The organism is Paenibacillus tengchongensis, from assembly GCF_008973665.1.
Classification (GTDB): Bacteria; Bacillota; Bacilli; order Paenibacillales; family Paenibacillaceae; genus Paenibacillus_AQ; species Paenibacillus_AQ tengchongensis.
This window is the reverse complement of the sequence record NZ_WACP01000007.1, coordinates 70,820-94,356: the sequence shown is the minus strand read 5'-3', so window position 1 is coordinate 94,356 and position 23,537 is coordinate 70,820. Positions and strand designations below refer to the sequence as shown.

Annotated in this window: 20 protein-coding genes; 2 read left to right on the top strand and 18 right to left on the bottom strand. The window is 54.1% G+C overall.

The window, feature by feature from the left end; genetic code table 11:
- Nucleotides 1-44 precede the first annotated feature (44 nt).
- Nucleotides 45-452, top strand: a complete 408-nt coding sequence (locus F1381_RS13400) for a hypothetical protein (RefSeq protein ID WP_151735363.1) — start codon at nucleotides 45-47, stop codon at nucleotides 450-452.
- Nucleotides 449-1,525, top strand: a complete 1,077-nt coding sequence (locus F1381_RS13395) for a phosphodiester glycosidase family protein (RefSeq protein WP_151735362.1) — start codon at nucleotides 449-451, stop codon at nucleotides 1,523-1,525. The genes F1381_RS13400 and F1381_RS13395 overlap by 4 nt, the downstream gene beginning before the upstream one ends.
- 121 nt (nucleotides 1,526-1,646) lie before the next feature.
- On the opposite strand, the gene F1381_RS13390 is transcribed toward F1381_RS13395, so the two are convergent.
- The 18 genes from F1381_RS13390 to thrS all read right to left on the bottom strand — a co-directional run bounded on the left by F1381_RS13390 (nucleotide 1,647) and on the right by thrS (nucleotide 23,514).
- Complete coding sequence (locus tag F1381_RS13390; RefSeq protein WP_151735361.1) at nucleotides 1,647-1,901, bottom strand: AbrB/MazE/SpoVT family DNA-binding domain-containing protein; 255 nt, start codon at nucleotides 1,899-1,901, stop codon at nucleotides 1,647-1,649.
- A gap of 209 nt (nucleotides 1,902-2,110) precedes the next feature.
- A complete protein-coding gene (gene trmL / locus F1381_RS13385; protein ID WP_151735360.1) occupies nucleotides 2,111-2,575 on the bottom strand; it encodes a tRNA (uridine(34)/cytosine(34)/5-carboxymethylaminomethyluridine(34)-2'-O)-methyltransferase TrmL in 465 nt (154 codons plus the stop codon).
- A gap of 133 nt (nucleotides 2,576-2,708) precedes the next feature.
- A complete protein-coding gene (gene serC, locus F1381_RS13380) occupies nucleotides 2,709-3,797 on the bottom strand; it encodes a 3-phosphoserine/phosphohydroxythreonine transaminase (RefSeq protein ID WP_151735359.1) in 1,089 nt (362 codons plus the stop codon).
- Between the two features lie 146 nt (nucleotides 3,798-3,943).
- The gene (locus F1381_RS13375) at nucleotides 3,944-4,825 is read right to left on the bottom strand and encodes a hypothetical protein (RefSeq protein WP_151735358.1); all 882 of its coding nucleotides are present in this window, start codon (nucleotides 4,823-4,825) and stop codon (nucleotides 3,944-3,946) included.
- 36 nt (nucleotides 4,826-4,861) lie between these two features.
- Nucleotides 4,862-7,600, bottom strand: coding sequence for a GH36-type glycosyl hydrolase domain-containing protein (locus tag F1381_RS13370; RefSeq protein WP_151735357.1), 2,739 nt, complete (start codon nucleotides 7,598-7,600; stop codon nucleotides 4,862-4,864).
- Nucleotides 7,601-7,895: 295 nt separating this feature from the next.
- Entirely contained in the window at nucleotides 7,896-9,320 is a 1,425-nt protein-coding gene (gene glnA / locus F1381_RS13365) for a type I glutamate--ammonia ligase (protein ID WP_151735356.1), read from the bottom strand.
- Between the two features lie 280 nt (nucleotides 9,321-9,600).
- On the bottom strand, nucleotides 9,601-10,647 hold the full coding sequence (aroF, locus tag F1381_RS13360) for a 3-deoxy-7-phosphoheptulonate synthase (protein ID WP_151735355.1): 1,047 nt from the start codon (nucleotides 10,645-10,647) through the stop codon (nucleotides 9,601-9,603).
- Between the two features lie 271 nt (nucleotides 10,648-10,918).
- On the bottom strand, nucleotides 10,919-11,869 hold the full coding sequence (locus F1381_RS13355) for a 4-hydroxy-3-methylbut-2-enyl diphosphate reductase (protein WP_151735354.1): 951 nt from the start codon (nucleotides 11,867-11,869) through the stop codon (nucleotides 10,919-10,921).
- 61 nt (nucleotides 11,870-11,930) lie between these two features.
- Nucleotides 11,931-13,379 carry a sensor histidine kinase gene (locus tag F1381_RS13350; RefSeq protein ID WP_151735353.1) on the bottom strand — a complete coding sequence of 483 codons (1,449 nt, stop codon included), beginning with the start codon at nucleotides 13,377-13,379 and terminating at the stop codon, nucleotides 11,931-11,933.
- A gap of 2 nt (nucleotides 13,380-13,381) precedes the next feature.
- Nucleotides 13,382-14,071, bottom strand: coding sequence for a response regulator transcription factor (locus tag F1381_RS13345; RefSeq protein WP_151735352.1), 690 nt, complete (start codon nucleotides 14,069-14,071; stop codon nucleotides 13,382-13,384).
- 125 nt (nucleotides 14,072-14,196) lie between these two features.
- Nucleotides 14,197-15,861 (bottom strand): S1C family serine protease, encoded by a 1,665-nt coding sequence (locus F1381_RS13340; protein WP_151735351.1) that lies wholly within the window; start codon nucleotides 15,859-15,861, stop codon nucleotides 14,197-14,199.
- A gap of 576 nt (nucleotides 15,862-16,437) precedes the next feature.
- Nucleotides 16,438-17,214, bottom strand: a complete 777-nt coding sequence (locus F1381_RS28840; protein WP_246188018.1) for an SMI1/KNR4 family protein — start codon at nucleotides 17,212-17,214, stop codon at nucleotides 16,438-16,440.
- A gap of 28 nt (nucleotides 17,215-17,242) precedes the next feature.
- On the bottom strand, nucleotides 17,243-17,896 hold the full coding sequence (locus tag F1381_RS13330; protein WP_151735350.1) for a response regulator: 654 nt from the start codon (nucleotides 17,894-17,896) through the stop codon (nucleotides 17,243-17,245).
- On the bottom strand, nucleotides 17,893-18,987 hold the full coding sequence (locus F1381_RS13325; protein WP_151735349.1) for a sensor histidine kinase: 1,095 nt from the start codon (nucleotides 18,985-18,987) through the stop codon (nucleotides 17,893-17,895). The genes F1381_RS13330 and F1381_RS13325 overlap by 4 nt, the downstream gene beginning before the upstream one ends.
- Nucleotides 18,987-20,072: a cell wall-active antibiotics response protein LiaF gene (gene liaF / locus F1381_RS13320; RefSeq protein ID WP_151735348.1), complete on the bottom strand. Its 1,086-nt coding sequence runs from the start codon at nucleotides 20,070-20,072 to the stop codon at nucleotides 18,987-18,989. The genes F1381_RS13325 and liaF overlap by 1 nt, the downstream gene beginning before the upstream one ends.
- 240 nt (nucleotides 20,073-20,312) lie before the next feature.
- On the bottom strand, nucleotides 20,313-20,453 hold the full coding sequence (locus tag F1381_RS28280) for a hypothetical protein (RefSeq protein WP_187355336.1): 141 nt from the start codon (nucleotides 20,451-20,453) through the stop codon (nucleotides 20,313-20,315).
- 154 nt (nucleotides 20,454-20,607) lie between these two features.
- Nucleotides 20,608-21,231, bottom strand: a complete 624-nt coding sequence (locus F1381_RS13315) for a 3D domain-containing protein (RefSeq protein WP_425495274.1) — start codon at nucleotides 21,229-21,231, stop codon at nucleotides 20,608-20,610.
- Nucleotides 21,232-21,576: 345 nt separating this feature from the next.
- Entirely contained in the window at nucleotides 21,577-23,514 is a 1,938-nt protein-coding gene (gene thrS / locus F1381_RS13310) for a threonine--tRNA ligase (RefSeq protein WP_151735347.1), read from the bottom strand.
- Nucleotides 23,515-23,537: the final 23 nt, after the last annotated feature.

Genomic DNA, 23,537 nt, shown 5'->3' with positions numbered 1-23,537 from the left:
GATAGAATGGGGACTTGAACAAAAACAGCCTGAGGTGATTCATAATGCAACCCCTAGCGGAATCGAATCCGGTCAGCCGGCGCCGCAGCGCGGTGAGAAACGGACCTTCCGTCAAATGGTTCCTGTTGTTCTGGATTGTACTGATCGGTGCCGGTATCTACGGTGTCTATACTTATACCAACCATCTGAAAGAGCAGCTGCTGACACAGCTGGGCGCCCAAAGCCAGCAGCAACTGAGTGTGCTCCAGACCGATTATGAGACCAAGATTTCTGCGCTCACCGAACAGGTTCAACAACTGCAGAGCACTGTCGATACCTTTAATGAACTGCTGACTTTCACCAAGGATAACCAAAGCGACAAGACAGACAACAGCAACAAGCTTTATACGCAGCTGAGCGAAGTCCGCAAGCAGCTGGACAGTCTCAAGAAGGAAATGGATCTGCTGAAATGATGACTCCCGTAAAAAAAGTGAACCGCTTCTTCATGCTGCTGACTGCTCCGCTGTTCGGTCTGCTGCTGTGCCTGTGGTTCTACCATCCGCAGGTGGAGTTCAAGCTAGATCTGCAGCCTTATACGGCTGCGGCCGGTCCCGTTGAAGAGACGGCCGCACTGCAGCAGAAGCTTGCCGCAGCCAGAAATTCGGCCACAGCCACCCTGGAGTCGATCAGTGCCAGCGCGCAGCTGTACAAGCAGACTACGAATACGATGAACGCCATCGTGACTACCGCCGTAGCCCAGACCGCCCGTCCGGAGCGGATATATAACCGGCGCATCACGTCCAAGCTGGGAATCCCCGCCGACGTGGTGAACAGCGACCGGATCACGATTGAATTATACCGGCTGAACCCCGGCAATTATAAAGCTTATGCGCTCAAAATCAAGCTCAAGGATGCGGCCGCGATGAAGATGAGCCTCGCCGGAAGCTCCGCGCAGGGCGGAGCCGGCGCCGAGACGACACTGCATGCCGTGAACCGCTACGGCGCGACCGCCGGCATCAACGCCGGAGGCTTCGCCGACCAGAACGGCAAGCGTTACCCGCTGTCTACTACCGTCGTGAACGGCAATTTTGTGAACGGCTTTGAAGCCAGCTACAAGGACCTCAGCTTTGTCGGTTTGAGCCGTTCGGGTGAGCTGATCGGCGGCAAATTCAGCAGCCGCGCCCAGCTTGAAGCGCTCGATCCGGTGTTTGGGGCCACCTTTGTCCCTGTCCTGCTGAAGAACGGCGTGAAACAGAGCATCCCGCTGAAATGGCAGCTTAGTCCGCAGCGGGCTCCCCGCACGGTCATTGGCAACTATAAGGACGACCAGCTTCTTATTCTGGTCGCCGACGGCTACAATGAACACGGCAATTCCGGAGCGACGCTGCAGGAGCTCCAGAACAAGCTGTTTAATATGGGCGTTATCGACGCGTATAATCTGGACGGCGGCGGCTCCGCTTCCCTGATTTTTAAGGGAAAAGTCATTAATAAGCCATCGGACGGGCAATTGCGGAAGGTGCCGACGAATTTCCTGTTCTTCAAATAATGTGCGCATTTCTAGTATGTACCGCACCAAAAAAAGCACCGCACAAATGTGCGGTGCTTTCACTGTTATCCCGGACATGCCGGCCGTTGCTATGTACGAAGCTCTTCTCTGTCCGCCCTGATTAGGCGTGTTTGGACAGCTGGGTCATTTCACCCATACATTCGGCACAAATGTAACGTTCCTTGTATTCGTTTACACCTTCCATAGATCCGCAGAAAACACATTTTGGACGATAGCGCTCCAGAATAATATGGTCGCCCTGCACCAAAATTTCGACCGGATCGCCTTCATTCATCTGATATCTCTTGCGCAGTGACTTCGGCAGTACAATTCTGCCCAGCTGATCCACTTTACGAACTACACCAGCAGGTTTCATTTCTTACTTACACCTCTCCTGTTCAACTGATTATATATAGATTGAACTGATATATCCTGCCCGGGAACCGTCGTGCTGCCACCACTTCTTCCCTATTAGTATATTTCAAGTTCAATCTATACAGTTACTACTTTTTTCTGCACTATACAATACATTTCGTGATCAGGTTGTCGAATCCTGCTGAAAAAAATAAATAAATTTGTCTACTTTTAGAATAGCTGGGGGAAATCGAGCTGACGCAGCGCCTCATATACAATGATGGCCGCCGAGTTGGACAAATTCAGTGACCGTACGGCATTGCTCATCGGCATGCGCATCAGCGTTTCCTGGCCCTGCTCCAATATTTCCGGCGGCAGCCCTTTGGTTTCCTTGCCGAACACAAAGAAATCCCCGTCCTGGAAGCTGTAATCGGTATAACGTTTGTCCGCCTTCGTTGTTGCATAGAAAAAGCGGCTTCCCTCATACTTCTCCAGCACTTCGGCAAAGGAATCGTGGTATTCAATATTGACGGCATGCCAGTAATCCAGGCCCGCCCGTTTCAGCGTGGCGTCATCCGTGCGAAAGCCGAGCGGACGCACCAGATGCAGTGTTGTACCCGTCGCCGCACAGGTGCGGCTGATGTTGCCGGTGTTGGCCGGAATTTCCGGTTCCACCAGCACAATGTGTAGTGCCATAGTGTTTGCTTCCTTTCTGTGCAAATCTTTGTTGCAGCAGCCACACGGCCAAAATGGTGAAAGCACTTATTGCATTGCAGTGAATGAAGAAAACCTTCCGCCTGCCGGCGGAAGGTACAGAAGCTTTCGTCCATTAGCCCTGGGTTTGCTGGAAATGCTTCATGAAATCGGTCAGCGCCTTTACGCTTTCGTGAGGAACGGCGTTGTAAATGGAGGCGCGCAGGCCGCCTACGCTGCGGTGGCCCTTCAGCCCGACGAAGCCCTCCTGTTCGGTAGCCTTCACGAATTTCTTCTCCAGCTCCTCCGATTCCATGCGGAACGTGACGTTCATGATCGACCGGCTGCCGGCTTCCGCCACGCCGCGGTAGAAACCGCCGCTGCCGTCGATCGTTTCATAGAGCAGGCCTGCTTTGTCGCGGTTCTTCGTTTCGATGCCGGACAGTCCGCCCTGCTCCTCAACCCATTTTAACACTTCGTTGACCATATATACAGAGAAGGATGGCGGTGTATTGTAGAGAGAGTTGTTCTTATAATGCGTGCTGTACCGCAGGATCGTTGGAATCGTGGATGGCGACTCGGCAATCAGCTCTTCCTTGGCGATGACCACAGTAACACCGGACGGACCGAGATTCTTCTGCGCTCCGGCGTAGATCAGCCCGAATTTGCTGACATCGATGCTGCGGCTCAGGATGTCGCTGGACATGTCGGCGATCAGCGGAAGCGAGCCGGTATCCGGGAATTCCGCATACTGCGTGCCTTCAATCGTCTCGTTGGAGGTGATATGCAGGTAAGCAGCATTGTCCGCAGGCTTAATGCTGTCCAGTGCGGGAATGGCCAGGAACTTCTTGTCTTCTGAAGTAGCAGCCACATGCGCTCCGCCCGCCAGCTTGGCTTCCTTGAAGGCCTTGTCCGCCCAGCTGCCTGTCATCACATAGCTGCCCACCTGACCGGCAGAGATGAAGTTCAGCGGCACCATTGCGAACTGGGTGGTTGCCCCGCCCTGAACGAACAGAACCTTGTAGCCTTGCGGATTGCCAAGCAGATTAAGCAGACGCTCTTGCGCTTCATTATGCACGGACTCATAAATAGCGCCACGGTGCGACATCTCCATGATCGACATCCCGCTCTCCCGGAATTCGACAAATTCCGCCTGTGCGCGTTCCAGTACCGCAAGCGGCAGCGCCGCCGGTCCGGCATTAAAATTATATGCTCTCTTGCTCAAAACTCTCCCACCCTTTCTCGCCTATCAATATGGAATATGGATTCCATAATAGCAGCAATCGTACACACCAGCAAGTATAATTATTCACATATAAGGTGAGATTCAGACTGTTCTTTTGTGAACCTGAACCACTGATCCGCAGGCGTTCACCGTCCAAAAAATTGAAAGCTGCGCCGCCACTGCACCGTTTGGCCCGGTTTGGCGGCAACCTTCACGAACACTTCGGGTGAAATGACATGGCGTTCTCCCCACAGAGCCATGCGGCTGGGCGCAAAATCCCCGCTCTCCCTGACTCCGCACCCGCCGGGAACATGCAGCAGCTCCCAGAAGTAATCTGCGGAAGAGCCGCTTATGCTGCCTAATCTGCAATAGAACGGGCGGTGAGGCTGCCGCTTCCAGGTCAGTGAATCCTCTGCTTGCTCCAGAAGCTCTTCGGTATAGGCAGATTCCGCATCCTCGATCTGCAGCCCGGGCAGCGTCAGGCGGTAATCGCTTCCGGCGGGAGCTCCGTCGATCCCCAGGAAATTGTGCACGTATTCCTCCGTACGAATCGTCTTCGATCCTTTATTCTCCAGCGTGTAGCCGATTTCGATGCGGTCCCCGTTAAGGACGAGCGTCTTGGTCAAAAGCATGCTGTAGCCGCGGCACTCCAGCGGCTCCACGGTATAGACCGCCGAGGTCCGGCTCAGCTCCGCATCGACCTTAAACGGAATGAGCGGGTAAGAACCGCTGAAGGAGTAGGGGAGGTGGTAATTTTTTTGCAGCAGCCCTACGCCCGGCTTGGGGAACCATTCACCGGCCTCAGCTTCATCATAGCCGATCGCTTGCACAATCCCGAATTCATTGCACAAGCCTGCTCCGCCGGTACCCGCCCCGGGAGTAAGACTTTCCGGCACGCAGAAGGTATGCTGTCCATGCTCCAGCCGCACTTGCGAGATAAACCCGGTCCAATCGAACCGGGTACCGCTGTAGGTCCCCGGCTCTTCAATCTGTACAGTTAATATCCCATTGCTGAGTATATGGGCCATAAGCTGGCTGCTCCTTTCATTTGAGGCCGGCGTCTTCTAAGCCAGCTCCACCTCAAGAAGATGACTTCCGCCTTCTTCAAGTGACTCCAGTACCTCTCTGTCAATTAACACACCCTCTGAGACGCGCTGAAGCGTCACCACAGCGCCGTTCAGGTTTGCCGAGTGTATTTGATACGCTCCGAATTCGCGGCTTCCTGCGGCCGTATAGACGATCTCCAGCTCACGTCCGGCAAACAGTGTGCGGATCGAGGCCCGGCCTGCGGCATCGAACTGCTCTTCCACCAGCTTCGGCTGCAGCAGCAGATTACCGAGCTTGCCTTTCACGCCAAATACTTCATTCACCATCGTCAAGAGCAGCCAGCTGGCCGATCCGGTTAAGTAGGTGTACATTCCCCTGCCCTGTTCATTGATGTACTCCGGAATTCCGGGATAAATGCGGCTGGCGGCAAAATCACGGCTTAACCGGTACAGCGAATCCAGCACCTTATAGCCTTCCCGTACGTAACCGCGCTTGTACAGCGCATTGCCGTACATTACGGTCATATGGCTGAACATCGCCCCATTCTCTTTATGCCCGTAGGCGAAGCCGAAGGCGCGGCCCAGATTCTGCTGGATACCGCCGAAGTTCGTATTGAGCCGGTAACCGATCCGCGGATCGCACAGATTGCGCTCTACAGCAGCGATGATCGCCGGAACCTGTTCCGCTGCGGCCGCATAGCCGAGCAGCGGAAATACCTGGCCGGTAAGCGTCATCCGGACGCCATCCTGGAACTCACCCTCGACCCGCTGGCCGTCATTGTTGTAATATCCGTTGAACCAGCCGTCCCCCTGTGCGCTTGCTACCCATTCATTCCTGCGCAGATGCTCAAACATCCATTCGGCTTTACGCCGGAGATCCTCAGCTACCAGATGCAGCATCAGCTCCGCCTTTAATCCGCTTACCCGGTTGGGAGCAGCGGCGTAATACCGGCTCAGCCGTTCGCGCTTGGCCTGGACGGAGCTGTAATCTACAGCGTCAGCCAGCGAATCCAGCAGAAGCTGCAGCTCCTCCGCCAGCAAAAGGGTTGTTATACCGGAGCGTTCCTGCAGCGCATGCAGCAGCGTAGAAAGCTCCAGCAGATTGCTCGCATAGAATGCGCTGAAGGCTACACTCTCCCCACGCTGTGCCGCCATATCCAGCCCATCGTTCCAGTCCGCGCCTTCCAGCAGAATGTTGTTATGGTCACCGACATTAAAGAAGGGAACCAGATGCTGCAACAGGATATGCTCCAGCACAGTTCCCCGATACACCTCGCCGTCTGCAGTGCGCAGAACACTTCCGGAATCGGCGGTCCAGGAATGGTCGCGGGCTTGGCAGCGGTTCATGAAGGCATCGCGGAAATACACCTGCTCTTCCAGCAGGAAGCCGAGATCGCCGCTTTGGTCCATATACAGCATGGTCGTCAGCAGCGGCCATGCCCCGTGATCCATCCAGACCCGGGGAATATTGTTGCGGTCGGCAATGAACTCCCCGGGCTCCCGCCCGATAATCGTCGCATTGCTGCCGTCGATCCGCACTCCGGCATAGTTATTCAGCAGCAGATGGCGCACTTCATCCGGCTCCATGATCAGCAGGGCAAGGCAATCCTGCCACAAATCGCGCCAGCCCCGCCCGCCTCTTCCATAGTCGTGGTACGGCAGAAATGAATTGCCGTATAAACGGCGGAGAATCGGCTGGAGTGTGACCCATTTCATCCATTGGTCGTGGATATCGTCTCCCGTATGGAATTGTACGGTATTTACCTTACTGTTCCAGAAGCGCTTATTCTCTTCCAGAAGCGCATCGAAAGCGGAAGCAGAGCCGTACTTATCCATCATCCGCTGTACAGGAATGCGCCCGGCCGCAATCGCCAGCACCAGGATATAAGAACGGCTCTCACCCGGCTGCAGCCTGACGGAAGCGAAGCGCAGGCCGCCGAGTGCCTCATAGCCTTCGCGGTAGGTGCCTTCAGCCGCATCCGCAGGCGGCGCCAGATTCTGCACGGCCGCCTGCGGCCAGTCCAGGCTGCCGCCTTCGCCGGCAAACTCCTCCTGCACCGGGAACAGGCCAACCGGCGGGATGCCCGCCTCTTCGGCACCCAGCACCGCATAAGAAATGTCGTTAACCCGGTGGCCGCGTTCATCAAAGGAAAGTGCAGGCTGCACTTCCACCCCGAAGGCCGAAGTATAAATCCGGTGCAGGAGCGAGGTTACATGACGGTGATCGCGCAAATCATCGGCCGAGCGGGCATAGAGCGGAATAGCAGCTGTAGGAGTCACAATCAGCTCCTCCCCCCCGGTATTCGTGAGCGTAATCTTCATCAGTTCTACTTTATCGGCTCCGCTTGGCACAAAGCTTGTAACCTCTGACCGGAGCGGATAGCTGCCGCTCTCTCGGGTGACCCGGTGCCAGAGCAGCCCGGCATCCAGCACCGACCGGTCCGCCTGCGGAGAATACGCGGACACATTTTGCGCGGCCGAGTCTCCTGTAGCTGACCATGTACCCTTCCCCTCGATATGTACCCAGAAATTGCGCCCCGCCCGGGAGTTATGCAGATCCTCTACCGAAACGGGAGCATTCAGAAACGAATTATGCCCTGCTGCAGCCATCCCGTGCAGCTTTGGCGTTACCGAGGACATCATCCCCCCTTCATTCACCAGCGGAAAATAAAGAAAGCTGCTGCGCTCAGGCTCAATCAGTCTGAAATCACCGTTAGCACCGGTGAAAGTCCAACCCGGAGTTGCCTTTTGCTTCACGAACCATCATCCTCTCTTTGCTTGAATTTACGAAATCGGTTTCGTGAATATTATTGCACCCCCGGAATTTCTTGTAAAGCGATTTTTATTACTTCAAGCTTCCTTTCCTTTGTTTTCCCTTATATTCATAGGGTTTTAGAGAACCTCGCTATTCCCTATATAGATTATTAAAATTCAGCACACACTCATTAATTACGAAAAATTTCGTAAAACTCAAAAAAAGAAGCTTCCGGTAATCCGGAAGCTTCCCTCATAATATTTAGAATTGATATTTAGAATAAGAACCTGGCTTAAATTATACGCTGAAGTACAGGGCGTATTCATGCGGATGTACACGAATTGCAACCTCTTGTGCTTCGGAGCGTTTCAGAGCGATATAGTTGTCGATGAAGTCCTTGGTGAATACGCCGCCTTCAGTCAGGAACTCATAGTCGGCTTCCAGGGAATCCAATGCTTCGTTCAGGCTGCCCGGAACGCTGCGGATTTTGGATTTGTCATCGTCGGACAGCTCATAGATGTTCTTGTCCAGTGGACCATAGCCCAGTTCGATCGGGTTAATCTTCTTCTTGATTCCGTCCAGACCGGCCATCAGCATGGCGGAGAAAGCCAGGTAAGGGTTAGCTGTGGAGTCCGGAGTCCGGAACTCGATACGACAGCCCTTAGGTGTCACGGCAGCTACCGGGATACGGATCGCAGCGGAACGGTTGCCTTTGGAGAATACCAGGTTAACCGGTGCTTCGTAGCCGGGAACCAGACGTTTGAACGAGTTGGTGCTTGGGTTCGTCAATGCGATCAGGGCCGGAGCGTGGTAGAGGATACCGCCGATGTAGTGCAGTGCGGTTTCGCTCAGATTGGCGTAGGCGCCTTTCTCGAAGAACAGCGGAGTGTCGCCGTTGAAGATCGATTGGTGAACGTGCATTCCGCTACCATTGTCGCCGAACAGCGGCTTAGGCATGAAGGTTGCTACTTTGCCGTATTGGCGGGCAGTGTTATGCACAATGTATTTGTATGTCAGCAGGTTGTCGGCTGTCTTCTTCAATGTATCGAAACGGAAGTTAATTTCCGCTTGGCCGGCTGTAGCCACTTCATGGTGATGACGTTCGATTTCCAGGCCGGCTTCGCCGAGCAGACGGCACATTTCACTGCGGATATCCTGTTGGGAATCCACTGGAGCTACCGGCACATATCCGCCTTTGACGCCGACTTTGAAGCCCAGGTTGCCGCCTTCTTCTTTACGGTTCGTGTTCCATACGGCTTCTTCGGAATCTACAGTGTAGGAAGAAGTGTTCATGCTGCTTTCATAACGGACATCATCAAAGATAAAGAACTCGGATTCAGGTGCGAAGAATGCCGCCGTACCAACACCGCTGGCTTGCAGGAACTCTTCCGCTTTCACCGCAATACCGCGCGGGTCGCGCTCATAACGTTCGCCGTCCGGAGTGAAGATATCGCACATAATGTTAAGAGTAGGGTGAGCAGTAAACGGATCGATGTATGTACTGCTTGGATCCGGCATCATAACCATGTCGGACTCTTCAATACCGCGGAAACCGGTGATGGAAGAACCGTCGAAAGCTACGCCATTTACAAAAGTTTCTTCTTCAACCGCGGACGCCGGCAAAGAGATGTGGTGAGCACGTCCTCCCAGATCTACAAAGCGAAAATCCACCCACTCGATATTGTTTTCCTTGATCGTTTGCAATACTTTTTCTACCGACATGATTATTCCTCCCCAAAATTCCGAACATTAGGCCGCTCTCAGTATCAAATGTTCTTTGTTTAATTTTTTTGCTGTCGTCATTATAAATCGCATACCTAACATCGTCAATCCTTATGTCAGGTATTTCTTATCACAATGTAAGATATTCTGACGCTTTGGTGAAGATTGCCTGAACCGCTGCTTTACGGCATAATCCCGCTTGCTGCATAGCAAAACAGCCCTCTTCCTCCCGTTCAAAAAAACGGCGAAGAGGACTGTCTAAATGGACTATGATATAGAGTTACAGCACAGCTGCCGGCTGCAGCGAATCCGAGAACTTGCGTCCCACCAGCGGCGCCAGCTTCTCCAGATCCCGCAGCAGATCATCGAACTGCTCAGGGAACAGCGACTGCACGCCATCGCCTGTCATCGAGTTATCCGGATCGGTGTGCATCTCAATAATCAGACCGTTGGCACCCGCAGCTACAGAGGCTTTGGCCATCGGAGCAACCAGCTCCCGCCGGCCGGTGCCGTGGCTCGGGTCAGAGATCACCGGCAAATGGCTGAGGCTCTGCAGGGCCGGAATAGCCGAGAGATCAAGCGTATTGCGCGTATACGTCTCGAAGGTGCGGATACCGCGCTCGCACAGCATTACATCGCGGTTACCGCCCGCTAGGATGTATTCGGCAGCGTTGAGCAGCTCGTCGTAGGTCGCGCTGAAGCCGCGTTTCAGCAGCACAGGGCGGCCGCAAGTGCCCAGCTTGCGCAGCAGGTCGAAGTTCTGCATGTTGCGGGTGCCGACCTGCAGAATATCGGCATGCTCGGCACAGATATCGACGTATTCGGGCGTCATAACCTCCGTAATGGTCAGCAGGCCATGGCGTTTACCGGCTTCAGCCATCATGGTAAGGCCTTCGACGCCTACCCCCTGGAAGCTGTAAGGACCCGTACGCGGCTTGAACGCGCCGCCGCGCAGCACCTGGCCTCCGGAGGCTTTGACCAGCCGGGCGATCTCATCGATCTGCTCCGGAGACTCGACGGCGCACGGACCGCCCATAATGACCAGATTCTCTCCGCCGATCTTTACGCCATTAATGTCGATAATCGTATCTTCCGGGTGGAAATCACGGCTTGCCAGCTTGTAGGACTTCGAGATTTTGACGACGTTGTCCACGCCTTTCATCTGGCGCAGATGCTCGGCCAGCTTCGGCGTTACGCCGCCGATCAGCCCGATGACTGTATGGTCAGCCCCCCGGGACAGATGAACCTGCAGACCTTCTTTTTCGATAACGGCAATAATGTCGTTTACCTGTTCCTGCGGTGTTTGATTGGATGTAATAACGATCATATGATAGCTCCCCTTTTAGGAAATAGTGGATTTGCGTTCTACATGTCAAATGTATGCTGTTGCACTCCGACGCGTGTACGCTTTTAAGCGTTAAAGTGATTTTACCTTATATCTCCCTCTCCGTCAACTCATTTTATATGTAAGGAGCGAAATATTACCAAATGCTCCAGCCGTTCAACACGCTCAAATCTGCTCCCCTCTCCTCCCGCTAATCAAAAAAGCACATAGCCCCAGTACGGAGGAGCCATGTGCCCGATAAATTATAACTGCATTATGTTGTGCTCTTGGCTTTGACCGGCGGCAGAAGCTTCTTCATATTCACCGTACGCTTGATCTCCCAGGTCTCCGGAAGCGCCGGGTCATACTGCTCCAGGAAATTAATGACTTCCTTGGTGATTGGTGTCGGCGTCGAAGCGCCGGAAGTCACTCCTACTTTGCCCACGCCCTGCAGCCATTCGATCTTCAGCTCGGATACATCGGCGATGCGGTGGGCCGGCACCCCTGCAATCTCCTCTGACACCTGCGCCAGGCGGTTCGAATTGTTGCTGCGCGGGTCGCCGACGACAATGACAAGGTCGCACTCGCCGGCTTGCTCCGCGACTGCCTCCTGACGCACCTGTGTCGCCATGCAGATCTCATTGTGCACTTCAGCGCCGGGAAATTTCTCCAGAAGCTTCTTCATTATATTCTTAATGTCCCACTGGCTCATCGTGGTCTGGTTCGTAATAACAATACGAGAGGAAGGGACCGACAGTCCGCCAATTTCTTCTTCCTTCTCAATCAGGTGTACATGCTCCGGTGCAATGCCGACAGCACCTTCCGGCTCTGGATGGCCCTTCTTGCCGATATAAATAATCTCGTAGCCCTCAGCCGCCTTCTCCTTAATCAGGTCATGCGTCTTGGTCACATCGGGACAGGTCGCGTCGACGGTGGTCAGACCTTTGGCGCGGGCGATCTTCCGCACTTCCGGCGATACGCCGTGGGCGGTGAAGATAACGGTGCCTTTGTCCACCTTGTCGAGAATGTCCAGACGGTTGCTGCCGTCCAGGGTGATTATGCCTTCATCCTCAAAGGAATTGGTGACATGACTGTTGTGCACAATCATGCCAAGTATATAAATCGGCCGGGGCAGATCGAGATTTTGCGCAGCCTGCCGCGCCATAACCATAGCGTCTACGACGCCGTAGCAATAGCCCCGGGGAGAAATTTTGAGCACTTCCATTCCGAATTCACCGCTTTCTGTTGTCGTCAGACATTAATAGGGCTTGCCTTCAAATTATACCCTATTCCAGCGGCGGCGCAAAGAGAAGCGGCAGCCAGATAATGAAGGTGGTGCCTTCCCCCTGACGTGTAACCACTTCCACGGAGCCCCCGTGCTCATCGATAATCCATTTGGCGATGGACAAGCCGAGACCGATGCCTTCGGTGACGCCCCGTGACTGGTCGGCGCGGTAGAAGCGGTCAAAAATATGCGGCACCTCATCCTTATCCATACCAATTCCGGTATCGGAGATCCGGATGCCGATCTGATTTTGGTAGAATACCGTATCCAGGGTAACCTCACCCGACGGGGTGTACTTAAAGGCGTTGTCAATAAATACAAACAGCATTTGCTGCAGGTAGTCTTTGTTCCCCACTACATATTTGCCGTTGAGCTTCGACAAATCTCCCACGGTCCACTCTGCCGTACGCGGCAGAAAAGCGGCCCGGCGGCCGATCTCCGTCATCATCGGCTCCAGCGCAACTGGCTCCTTATCAAAGGTGCGGCCGGTATCGGCACGGGCAAGTGAGAGCATGTCACCGACAAGCCGGCTCATCCGCTTAGCTTCGTCCGAAATATCCTTAACGGATTCGATGGACAGCTGACGGACCTCCGCCTCGCTTAATTTGCCTTCGCCCGGCTCCATCTCCCACACCTTCTGCAGAAGATCAATATTGCCGCGGATCGTCGTCAGCGGGGTCCGCAGCTCATGTGAAGCGTCAGAGACAAAGCGGCGCTGAGTGGCATAAGATTCCTCAAGCTCCTTATAAGCTCCTTCCATCCGCCCAAGCATGCTGTTGAACGTTTCAATGAGCCGGCCGATTTCATCGGGCGGACCGTTGTATTCGATACGTGAGCTGAGGTCGTTGCCGGTTTGAATGCCGTTCGCTGCCTCAATGACATCACCAATCGGGCTCATTGATTTCTTCGCCAGAAATGCGGCCAGGGTAAAGGCAGCGAAAAGGGTCGCGAAAGAACCGACAAGCAGAATATTCTGCAGCCTATTGAGCAGTGTTACCTGCTCCCCTGTATACACGGCAACCTGAAGAACCGAAGCATAAGGAACATTATTGACGGCCACTTCAACTGGCTGCTGATAGACCAGAAACGGGTTCCCCCCATAAACAGCCTGCAAAAACCCTTGCTGCTTGCCCAGATTCTCCTGTGATGGCACTTTCAGCTCCAAATTGATCTCTGTCATGTTCGGACTTGGAAGCAACTTATTTAAATCATAAATATATAATTGTGCAAATAAAGACTGACCGGCAGGACCGCCAAGCACCGTCTGCAATGTTCCGTCGGCGTTCCACACGGGCCGCAGTTGGACCTGCTGAGCCTGCGCTTTAAGCCGGTCCTTCAAATCACCGTACGTATTAAAATAAACAAAACCGTAAATTGCGGCCGAAAGGCCAAGCAGCATAACCGCCAATATCCCTGAATACCAAGCTGTCAGCCGCAATTTGATGGACATAATTAATTGTCACCTCTTAGAATATATCCGGCACCCCGGATGGTCTGAATTAACCGTTTACCGCCATGCTCCTCCGTCTTCTGCCGCAGCATGGCGATATAGACTTCCAGCACATTCGATTCACCGCTGTAATCGTAGCCCCAGATCTTATCCATAATGAGGTCGCGGGACAGCACGCGCTTCGGGTTCTGCATGAACAGATGCAGCAGCTCGAATTCCTTCGCCGTAAGCTCCAGGCGCTTGCCCCCGCGCGTCACTTCACGTGAATCCACATCCAGCGTAATATCCTCATACGTCAGTGCCTGCTCCGAACCGCCGCTCTGCTCGCTCTTGCGGCGCAGCAGCGCCCGCACCCGGGCCAGCAGCTCTTCCAGCGCAAACGGCTTTACGAGATAATCGTCGGCGCCCAGATCCAACCCCTTGACGCGGTGTTCAATCTCATCCTTGGCTGTCAGCATCAACACAGGTACCGAGCTGCCGCCCTCCCGCAGTCTCCGGCACACCTCAAAGCCATCTACCTGCGGCATCATAACATCCAGGATGACCACATCCGGATCGCCTGTCAGGATCGCGCGCAGGCCATCCGCCCCGTTGGCCGCAGTCTTCACATCATAGCCCTCAAAAGCAAGCCCGCGGCGCAGCATAGAAATGATTTTTTCGTCATCGTCAATAATTAGAATATTCGGTCGCATACCCAGCCCCCATTACATAAAATCATATATCTCTATTGTATCATGAATCCGCTGTCTTACAGCCGTGGCAGCAAAAACGGAAGGGTTACCCCTTCCGCTTCTGCTGGCTTCGCGCTCCGGTGTGCTTACTGCTGCTCAGTGATAAAATCGTTTTTGTTGCCGATAGTCACAGGCAGGTCGAGCGTCTTGCCGTCACGGACCACATTTAGTGTAATTTTGTCTCCGACATTCATCGTCTGAATGTAGTCTACCAACTCCTGGCTGGTTGCATACTTCGTACCATTAACGCCGGTAATGATGTCATATGGCCGCAGGTCTGCGGTATACGCAGGCGATCTGAACGTAATTTCCGCTACAACCGAGCCTTCGGTAAGGTCAGTACCCATCTGCTGCGCCACTTGATCAGTAATGGTGATCAGGGAAGCACCGATGAACGGTACAGGCTCCTTCGGAATTTCCTGGTTGGCTTCCAGCTTATCGACTACTTCCTTAATGGTATTGACCGCGATGGCGAAGCCGATACCCTGGGCATCCGCGCTTACCGCCACGTTCATGCCTATAACCTGGCCGTTCATGTTCAGCAGCGGGCCGCCAGAGTTGCCGGGGTTAATCGACGCATCGGTCTGCAGGAGATTGGAATAATTGCGCGTACCGCTGCCATCCTCTTCGGCGATGTCAATGCTGCGGCCCTTCGCACTCAATACGCCGGCCGTTACCGTATGGTCAAAGCCCTGCGGGTTACCGATGGCCACAACCTCGGAGCCGACTTTAATGGTATCAGAGTCTCCAAGCGCAACTGTCGGGAAGTCAGTGCCTTCGATCTTCAGCACGGCCAGGTCAAGATCCTTGCTGGAACCCAGCAGCTTCGCTTCATAAGGCTTCGTTGTGCCGTCAACAGTTACCTGAATCACATCGGCATTGTCGATAACATGCTGGTTGGTCAGAATGTAACCGTTCGAATCATAAATGAAGCCGGTGCCGATGCCGTATGGTGTCAGTGTCGAGTCCGAGTTCGAATTGGACTCTGACCCGGAACCGGAATCCGATCCGGAATCCGGATTGGACTGTGAGTAACCTCCGAACTGGTCACCGAAGAAGAATTGATAGAACGGATCGCTCATGTTCGGATTGGTCGTCGAGCTGCGGCCTGAGCTGGTTTGCACCAGCGTCTCAATCTTGACAACCGCCGGTCCAACGCCGTCCACTACACTGGAAACGTCGCCCGAGCCGGTAACCAAACCGACCGTCGACGCTGCCGGTGCAGCGTTGGCATCGCCTACAGCCGTCTTGGCCACCGAGCTTCCGGTAGTAGCTACAGCTACCGGATCACCGGTAAACCAGTTTCCGTAGTCCGCCATGGCCATTGAGCCTGACAGGACTACCATACCGGCGAGGAAGGACAGCAGCACGGCCTTGACCGGCTTCTTCGGCTTGCGGTTATTGTACTGCCAGTTGTTGCCGCCGTCATTGCCGTTGCCGCCCCGGCCGCCATTGCCGTCATAGCCTGTTGTGCGCAGCGAGCTGCTGTAAGGCAGCGGCTTCACCGGCTGCGGAGCTGTAACCTCCACACGCTCCGGCTCCATGCGGTTGTAATGCTGTGCATGGTCTTGTTCGTCCTCTTCCTTACGGAGCGATTGGAATGGCCCGTAAGAATAATAGTAGGAATTGGATTCCTCTGCCGAGCGCTGTTCGCTGTTGTTTCTCTCTTCATTGTCGTTATAGTTGTCGCTATTCAAATCCCGACCATTGTCCGGTTCATTGTTACGATTGTAGAATTTGTTGTCGTCCATTGTTCTCGTTCCTCCTGTGCCTTGCCTGCGTTGGCAAGAAGTGTTTTGTTTTCTTGTCTTTATTTTGTACTTTAAACCTTAAGTCCACCTTAAAAACAATTTAAACCGAGATAAAACCTTTGCGGGAAAAGAGATAAAACTAGAACATAATAAAAACAGGTTAACCCAGGAGATAATCCATGGTTAACCTGTTTGTTCATTTTACTCGTATTCTACTTAACTATTTCTGCAATTATCATATACCGTGTTCTTTAAAATAGTTAGACATAATGTGCAGGTATTCGGTTAGCCTTGCTGAATCCTTGGAATAGTCGGGGATCATTCTGAGTTCGCCCTTTTTACTTACGGCGTATGCACGATCCCATCTTAGAACCCGTTCAGGCGGCCCTTCAATTAGCGGGTTTCTAAAGAAAAACCAGCAATACTCATCTTCGATGTAATAGTCCCTAATCACTGAAATCTGAGTTTCCCTGATAAATGGCCTCAATTCCTCCAAGGCACTGTCTTCAGCAATTCGCCTCGCGCGTTCGTACGAAATTTGTCCCCTAGTTTGCATTTTAGAACAGCCCTCCAAATTCAGCTATCCTCATCCCAGTTTTCTTTTGCCTCACTAAACCTTGTAGACAAGAAGTCAGAGAAATCCTCCGCTCTTCTCCCGCGGAAGCCTGCTTCCCTATCCCAAGAAACAACAGGACACTTGCCATCGGATAGTTCCCCGGTATCAAGACAATAAGCGAACTCTCCGCAGTCCTCAATAACAATGTACTGATGGGGGAGTCCGAAATTACGGAGTCTTACTGTCGTTGAAATAACAGAGGGCAGCGAAGACTTCCCAAAGCCAAGAATATCTGCACCGAAGATTCCGCCAGAACCATAATGCTGCAAGAACCATTTATAATCCTCCGGCAAAACAACCTTTAGTTTGTCTTCGACTTCGGCAATGCTTATGTCAGAGACTCCACCGGTAAAATCAGTATGGTTGGCATACATCTGAATCAAAGCCCGCCATCTGGTAAGTTCCGGGCTCTTTTCCAGCGCTTCAATAGTAGCCCAATCAATGCCTTTTTCCAGTTCTGCATTGATCTTTTCCAATAATTTAAACGTCTCCTGTTCAATACCTGCGTCATAGCCCTCTATTAGAGTCCGGAGTTCTTTAAACTGCATGAACCAAAAATAAATGCTGTAGTAAATCTTCCGTTGATCTATAGGCAGTGAACTGGCATTTTCCTTTAAAAAGGCAAACCGGGACCAAATTTTATTTAAGCGAATATCTTCAATGTTACTATCATAAAACAGTCTCAACTGGTCATCTGAGATAAACTGCCTGATGTCTTCTTCTTTTAGGACTCTCACCGGTAGCACCCGCCCCATCCCTATGTACCTATCCCTGCGCCCAGCCCTTGCGGTGGGCGTAAATCGCCAGCTGGGTGCGGTCATCCAGCTCGCATTTCATCAGCAGGTTGCTGACATGCGTCTTGACCGTCTTGATGCTGATATGCAGCTCCTCGCCGATTTCCTTGTTGCTCTTGCCCTCGGCGATCAGCAGCAGCACCTCCTTCTCCCGTTCGGTCAGGCCGGAGGAATCGCTCTGGACCGTGCGCTGCCGGATACCGCGGGTCAGCGCCTGGGACACATCGCCGGTCATGACCGGCATCCCGCGGAAGGCGCCCTGCAGCGCATAGATCAGCTCCTCGGCGGAGACGGTCTTAAGCACATAGCTTACAGCTCCTGCTTCAATGGCGTCCACAACCAGCTCATCTTCCAGGAAGCTGGTCAGAATGACGATCTTTAGTCCGGGAAATTCGGCAAGCACCGCCCGGGTCGTCTCCACACCGTTCATTACCGGCATCATAAGGTCCATCAGGACCAGGTCAGGCAGGCCCTCCAGACCGCCCTCACGCAGCATCTTCAGCGCCTCCTGGCCGTTCGCCGCCTCTCCGATCACTTCAAAGCTGGGATCAAGCATCAGATAGGTTTTCAGGCCCATCCGCACCATATCATGGTCATCCACCAACAGCACTTTGATGATACTCATCCTTCTTCCCCCTTGCCAATGTTCTCGTGAATGTCTTCGTCAGTGCTCCCGTGAAGGCTCTTCCGGGAGTCCTGTACAAATTTAGGGATATGTACGCGGATCGTCGTGCCCGCCCCTTTGCGGCTGATAATCTCCGCCTGGCCGCCGAGCTTCTCCGCACGCTCGCGCATCGTCGTCAGCCCGTAAGAGCCTTGCTTGTGCTGGACATGCTCGAAGCCCTGGCCATCATCGCTGATGCTGAGCACCACCTGCCGCGGTGTCTCGCGCAGCGACAGGCTGACCAGACGGGCACCTGCATGCTTGACAATGTTAGCCATGGATTCCTGGATAATCAGGAATAGCTGGTGCTCGATCGCTTCGGACAGCTCGCCTTGCAGCTCCAGCTCCTTAATGCCTTTGAGCCCGTTCTGGCGGCAATAGTCGGGGAACCATTTTTCCAGCGCTTCGAACAGACTCCGCCCCTCCAGTTCCACCGGACGAAGCTGGGCGATGAGCGCCCGCATCTGCTTCTGGGCCATCTGCGACATCGTAATGAGCTGGTCCATGACGGTCCGGCCATGCTCTGCGTTCCGCTCCAGTACCTTCGGCAAGGACGAAGCCGACATATGAATGGCAAAAAGCTGCTGGCTTACCGTATCATGCAGATCGCGCGCCATCCGCCGGCGTTCTTCCAGCACCGCGCTCTCAGCCGCTTTTTCCTTCTCCATCACTTCCTGTTCGCCCAGCTTCTGCAGGAGCTTCATCTTGTTCTCCACCGTGTCCATCATCATATTAAACTCATGGTAGACCCGGGCGAAGGACTGATCATCGCTCTCTGGCATCCGCACGGCGAGATTGCCCTTGGCCACCTGCAGCATATTCAGATCGAGGTGGTCGATCCGCCGCTGAATTCGCTGGCCGGCCATATAGCCGATAATAACCGTAACCAGCACAATGCCCAGGCAGAGATACACCCACATCCGATAGTCGGCGACCTCTATATAACCCAGGCATGTCCCGGCATACACAACTCCCGCGGTAATCGACCCGCTGAGAAGGAAGTACAGCAGCAGCACCCACTTCGTATTTTTGAGAATCCGGATGCCCATCATCAGCCCACCGATTTAACCTTTATATCGCCGATAAAAGCACTGACGTTAATGCGAACCTTTTTGCCGGCTTCCTTATAATATGGGGTCTTGCACTGTACACTGCCCATAAACCCGCTGCGCGACTGGTCGAGAACCTGCATGTCTCCGATAAATGAGCTGCCGTTCACGGACACTGCCAAATCCATATCCTCCGGAATATAAACCTTGATGTCCCCGACAAAAGCGGAGATGTTGATCTTGGTCTCCCCGTAAGGGATTTGCGCGCTGGTGAGGTCCAGTACGGTATCGCCGATAAACTGCGAAATATTCGTATGCTTCAGCTGGAACGGCTCACGGCCGATATGCACATCCCCGATAAAAGCGGAACGGTTCAGTGTCTCGCTGCTGCCGTACTCCTGCCGGAATTCCCCGTGCCACTCCCCGTGTCTGTGGCTATGACGCTCCTCGCGTTCCTGGCGGCGGCGCTCATGGCGTTCGCGGTTATCCTGCCAGTGCTTTTCCGCGTGCGAATGAAAGCGGCCGATGCCTTCTGCGGTTTCGCGCTGCTCCTCCGCTACGCCGCTGGCCATATACCCGGTTGGCTCCGTCTTGCCGGCGGGCTTGCCGAATTTCCGTTCGAACTCCTCATCCAGCGTAGACTCCAGCGGGCTTGGTGCCGGCACATCCAGCGGATCAGCATCCCGGCTGAACGGCTGCGGCGGTACGGGCGGCTCTGGCGGTGGCGGTGGTGGCGGCGTATGGGATTGCCGGGGTTTGAAGATTACCGAGAGGCCCCCCAGGATCAGCAGCACCGGGAACAGCAATTTAAAGAAATCGCCGGCGGAGAAATCGAACCAGTCCAGATTACGTCCCAGAAAGAAGACGCCCATGGCAGTAAACAGCAGGCCGCCGAACAGCGATCCCGATTTGGAGCGCGCCTCCGACAATTGCGATACCCCGAGCCAGATCAGAAACAGCGGCCAATAGTCCGCAAACAGATCACCGACACTGAAATCCGTATATCCCAGCTGCCTCAATAAAAACAATGCGCCTAAGCCGATCAGAAGCATTCCGCCGAGCAACTGGCTCATAAATTTACTCTTCATGCTTTGCTCTCCTTTACCCTGTGTCATCATGCATATCCGCTACTTATAGTCCCAGTGTACAGGATAGGAACAATGGAGAACAGCGCCGTGAGAAGGAAACTCGGCTCAGTCTGCAGACCGAGGACGGTGGAATTTTACGGAAACTGGTCCAAAAATAAAAAGACTGCCCCGCAGCCGGCTAAAAAGCCGGGCGAAGCAGCCTGTATCATCGGGAGCGCGTTCGACCTGCGCCCGGCAGCATTACTGCTGCGGTTTTTGCACCGGTTTTACGAACGTGCCTTGCTTAGTTGCGCCTTGGTTTTCTACAGCGAACTCAGCATCATATTTTTCATTCGGCGTTTGATAATTCTCAGTTACCTTCGGTTTCTGCGATTTGGCCACGGATGTTCACCTCCCACTCTTCCCAGGCTGTAGCCCGGAGTCTCTTTCGAAAGAGGCCATATCTTGTGCCCCAGTGAGTAGTATGGATCGTGAGGTCCCGTATTATGCACCGCTTACGTGAAAAAAAATGCAAGCAGCCGGCGGCAACCCGTGTTCAAATCAGCTCGTCCAGCAGGTATTGCGGGATGGCGTTGTAGGTTTGAATAGCCTGGCCGAGGCTTTTCAGCATGCGTTCCGTGCATTTGCCGCTGCCCCGTTTGATGATTTGGACGGTCACCGTTTTTTTACCCCATTCCTTATAAACCTGCTTGGTGGTGGCAAAATACAGATCGATCTTCCGGCCTTTTATCGCCGAGCCCGTATCGGCAACAACGGCGTAGCCGTATCCCGGAACATACAGGATGCTGCCCAGGGGCAGAACCTTGGGATCGGCGGCGATGGTGGATAAGGCATTCTTGTCGCGCCGGACCTTAACCCCTGAATACGTAATGCCGTATTGCGGATGCTTCGCCGTCTTGCCCGTCGATTCAAATCCGGCGGTGTAACCGGTGGCTGTAACTTTCATCGTCGTAATAATCTGATCCGGCCCGGGTGCGGCTACCGGTATGGAATTCGGAGCTGTGGCCGCTGGCGTCTCGGCTTTGGCTGCCGGCTGTACCTTTGGTTTCGCCGTCTCCGCCTTCCGGGCCTGCCTGGCCGCTTGGAGGTGGCGGAGCGCCCGCGAGGTGCCGCCGAGCGGAGATGCAACATTGGAGTGACTGTTCTCCGTACGAATCACCGGAAGCTCCCTGGCTGTCGTAGTGTTCATGCTGCTGAATGCGGCATTCGGATCATCCGCTATATTGGAATCAAGCTTAGTTTGCGCTGCGCCGGAATCGGCAGATTCTGCGTGCATCACCCCGCTGGCCTGGACAGCTTCCCGGTTCCAATCCGGATAAATGCCTCCGGTGGCCATTAACACGACAATCGTTACCGCAAGTAACCATAACCTCTGACATAAGCCCACTTTGTTCATCGTTAAACCTCCCCCTATTAGCGAAGGTTTCCCGTTTCCCGCAAAATTATACATAAAGCCGCCCCGTGGGGCGGCTCCAGCAGCTTATAGCTGAGATTAGTGAAAGATTTAGATCACGCGTCCGGCAACTTCCTGGACGAGTGTGGCAATGACTTCCTGCAGCGGCTGGGCGCCGATGTCGCCTTCGCCGCGCTTACGGATCGATACGGTTCCGGCATTCATTTCATTCTCGCCGACCACGAACATATACGGCAGCTTCTCCAGTTGGGCTTCACGGATCTTGTAGCCCATCTTCTCGTTGCGCAGGTCCACTTCGGCGCGGATGCCGCTCTTCAGCAGCTGTGCTTCCACTTCCTTCGCATAGTCGTCAAACGCGGACGAAACCGGGATGACCTTGACCTGCTGCGGGGAGAGCCACAGCGGCAGTGCACCGGCGAAATTCTCCAGCAGGAAGGCTACGAAGCGCTCCATGGTGCCGAGAATACCGCGGTGCAGCACGACCGGACGATGCTTCTGGCCGTCGTCGCCGACATATTCCAGCTCAAAGCGTTCCGGCAACAGGAAGTCGATCTGCACTGTGGACAGCGTCTCTTCCTTGCCGAGCGCCGTGCGGATCTGCACGTCCAGCTTCGGACCATAGAACGCCGCTTCACCTTCGGCCTCAAAGAACGGCAGACCGGCTTCTTCAGCTACTTCGCGCAGCATCCGCTGTGCCGTCTCCCACATCTCATCGTTCTGGAAGTATTTCTCGGTGTCCTGCGGATCGCGGTAGGACAGACGGAAACGGTAATCATGGATGCCGAAATCGCTGTACACCTGCTTGATCAGCTCCAGCACGCGCTTGAACTCACTCTTGATCTGGTCAAGACGGCAGAAAATATGCGAATCATTGAGCGTCATGGAGCGCACGCGGTGCAGACCGGTCAGCGCACCGGACATTTCATAACGGTGCATCGTGCCGAGCTCGGCAATCCGGATCGGCAGATCGCGGTAGCTGTGCATCGAGCTCTTGTAGATCATCATATGGTGCGGACAGTTCATCGGCCGCAGCACGAACTCCTCGGTGTCGATTGTCATCTTAGGGAACATATCCTCCTGGTAGTGCTCCCAGTGCCCGGAGGTCTTGTACAGGTCCACGTTGCCCAGAACCGGCGTATAGACGTGCTGGTAGCCGAGACTGGCTTCCAGATCGACAATGTAACGTTCCAGAATGCTGCGCAGCTTCGCGCCCTTCGGCAGCCAGATCGGCAGCCCCTGGCCTACCAGCTGATTAAAGGTGAAGATCTCCAGCTCCTTGCCGAGCTTGCGGTGGTCGCGTTTCTTCGCTTCCTCCAAGAGACGCAGATGCTCGTCAAGCTGGGCTTTCTTGATCCAGGCGGTGCCGTATACACGCTGGAGCATCTTGTTCTTGCTGTCACCGCGCCAGTAAGCGCCGGCCACGTTCATCAGCTTGAATACTTTGATCTTGCCGGTGGAAGGCACATGCGGGCCGCGGCACAGATCGAAGAATTCGCCCTGCTCATAAATGCTGATGACGCTGTCTTCAGGCAGCGCTTCAATCAGTTCAAGCTTGTACGGATCGCCCAGCTCGCCGAAAATGCGCAGCGCTTCCTCCCGGCTGACCTCCTTGCGAACAATCGGCAGGTTCTCGGAAATAATCCGCTCCATTTCCTTCTCAATCTTCAGCAGGTCCTCGGGGTTAAGCGAATGCTCCAGGTCCATATCGTAATAGAAGCCGTCTTCAATCACTGGGCCTACTCCAAGCTTAACTTCCTTCGCACCGAACAGACGGCGCGTGGCCTGGGCCATCAGATGTGCGGTACTGTGGCGCATCACCTCCAGCCCTTCCGGGGAATCGAGCGTGACGATTTCGACAAGCGCCCCTTCCTCCAGCGGTACCGACAAATCGACAACGATGCCGTTCAGCTTACCGGCGGCTGCGTTCTTGCGTAGGCTGCTGCTGATGGAAGCTGCTACATCATCAATCGTGCTGCCTTGCGGATATTCCCGGACGGAGCCGTCCGGAAGCTTAATGTTAACTGCCATTTTCCTGTTCCTCCTAAGAGTTA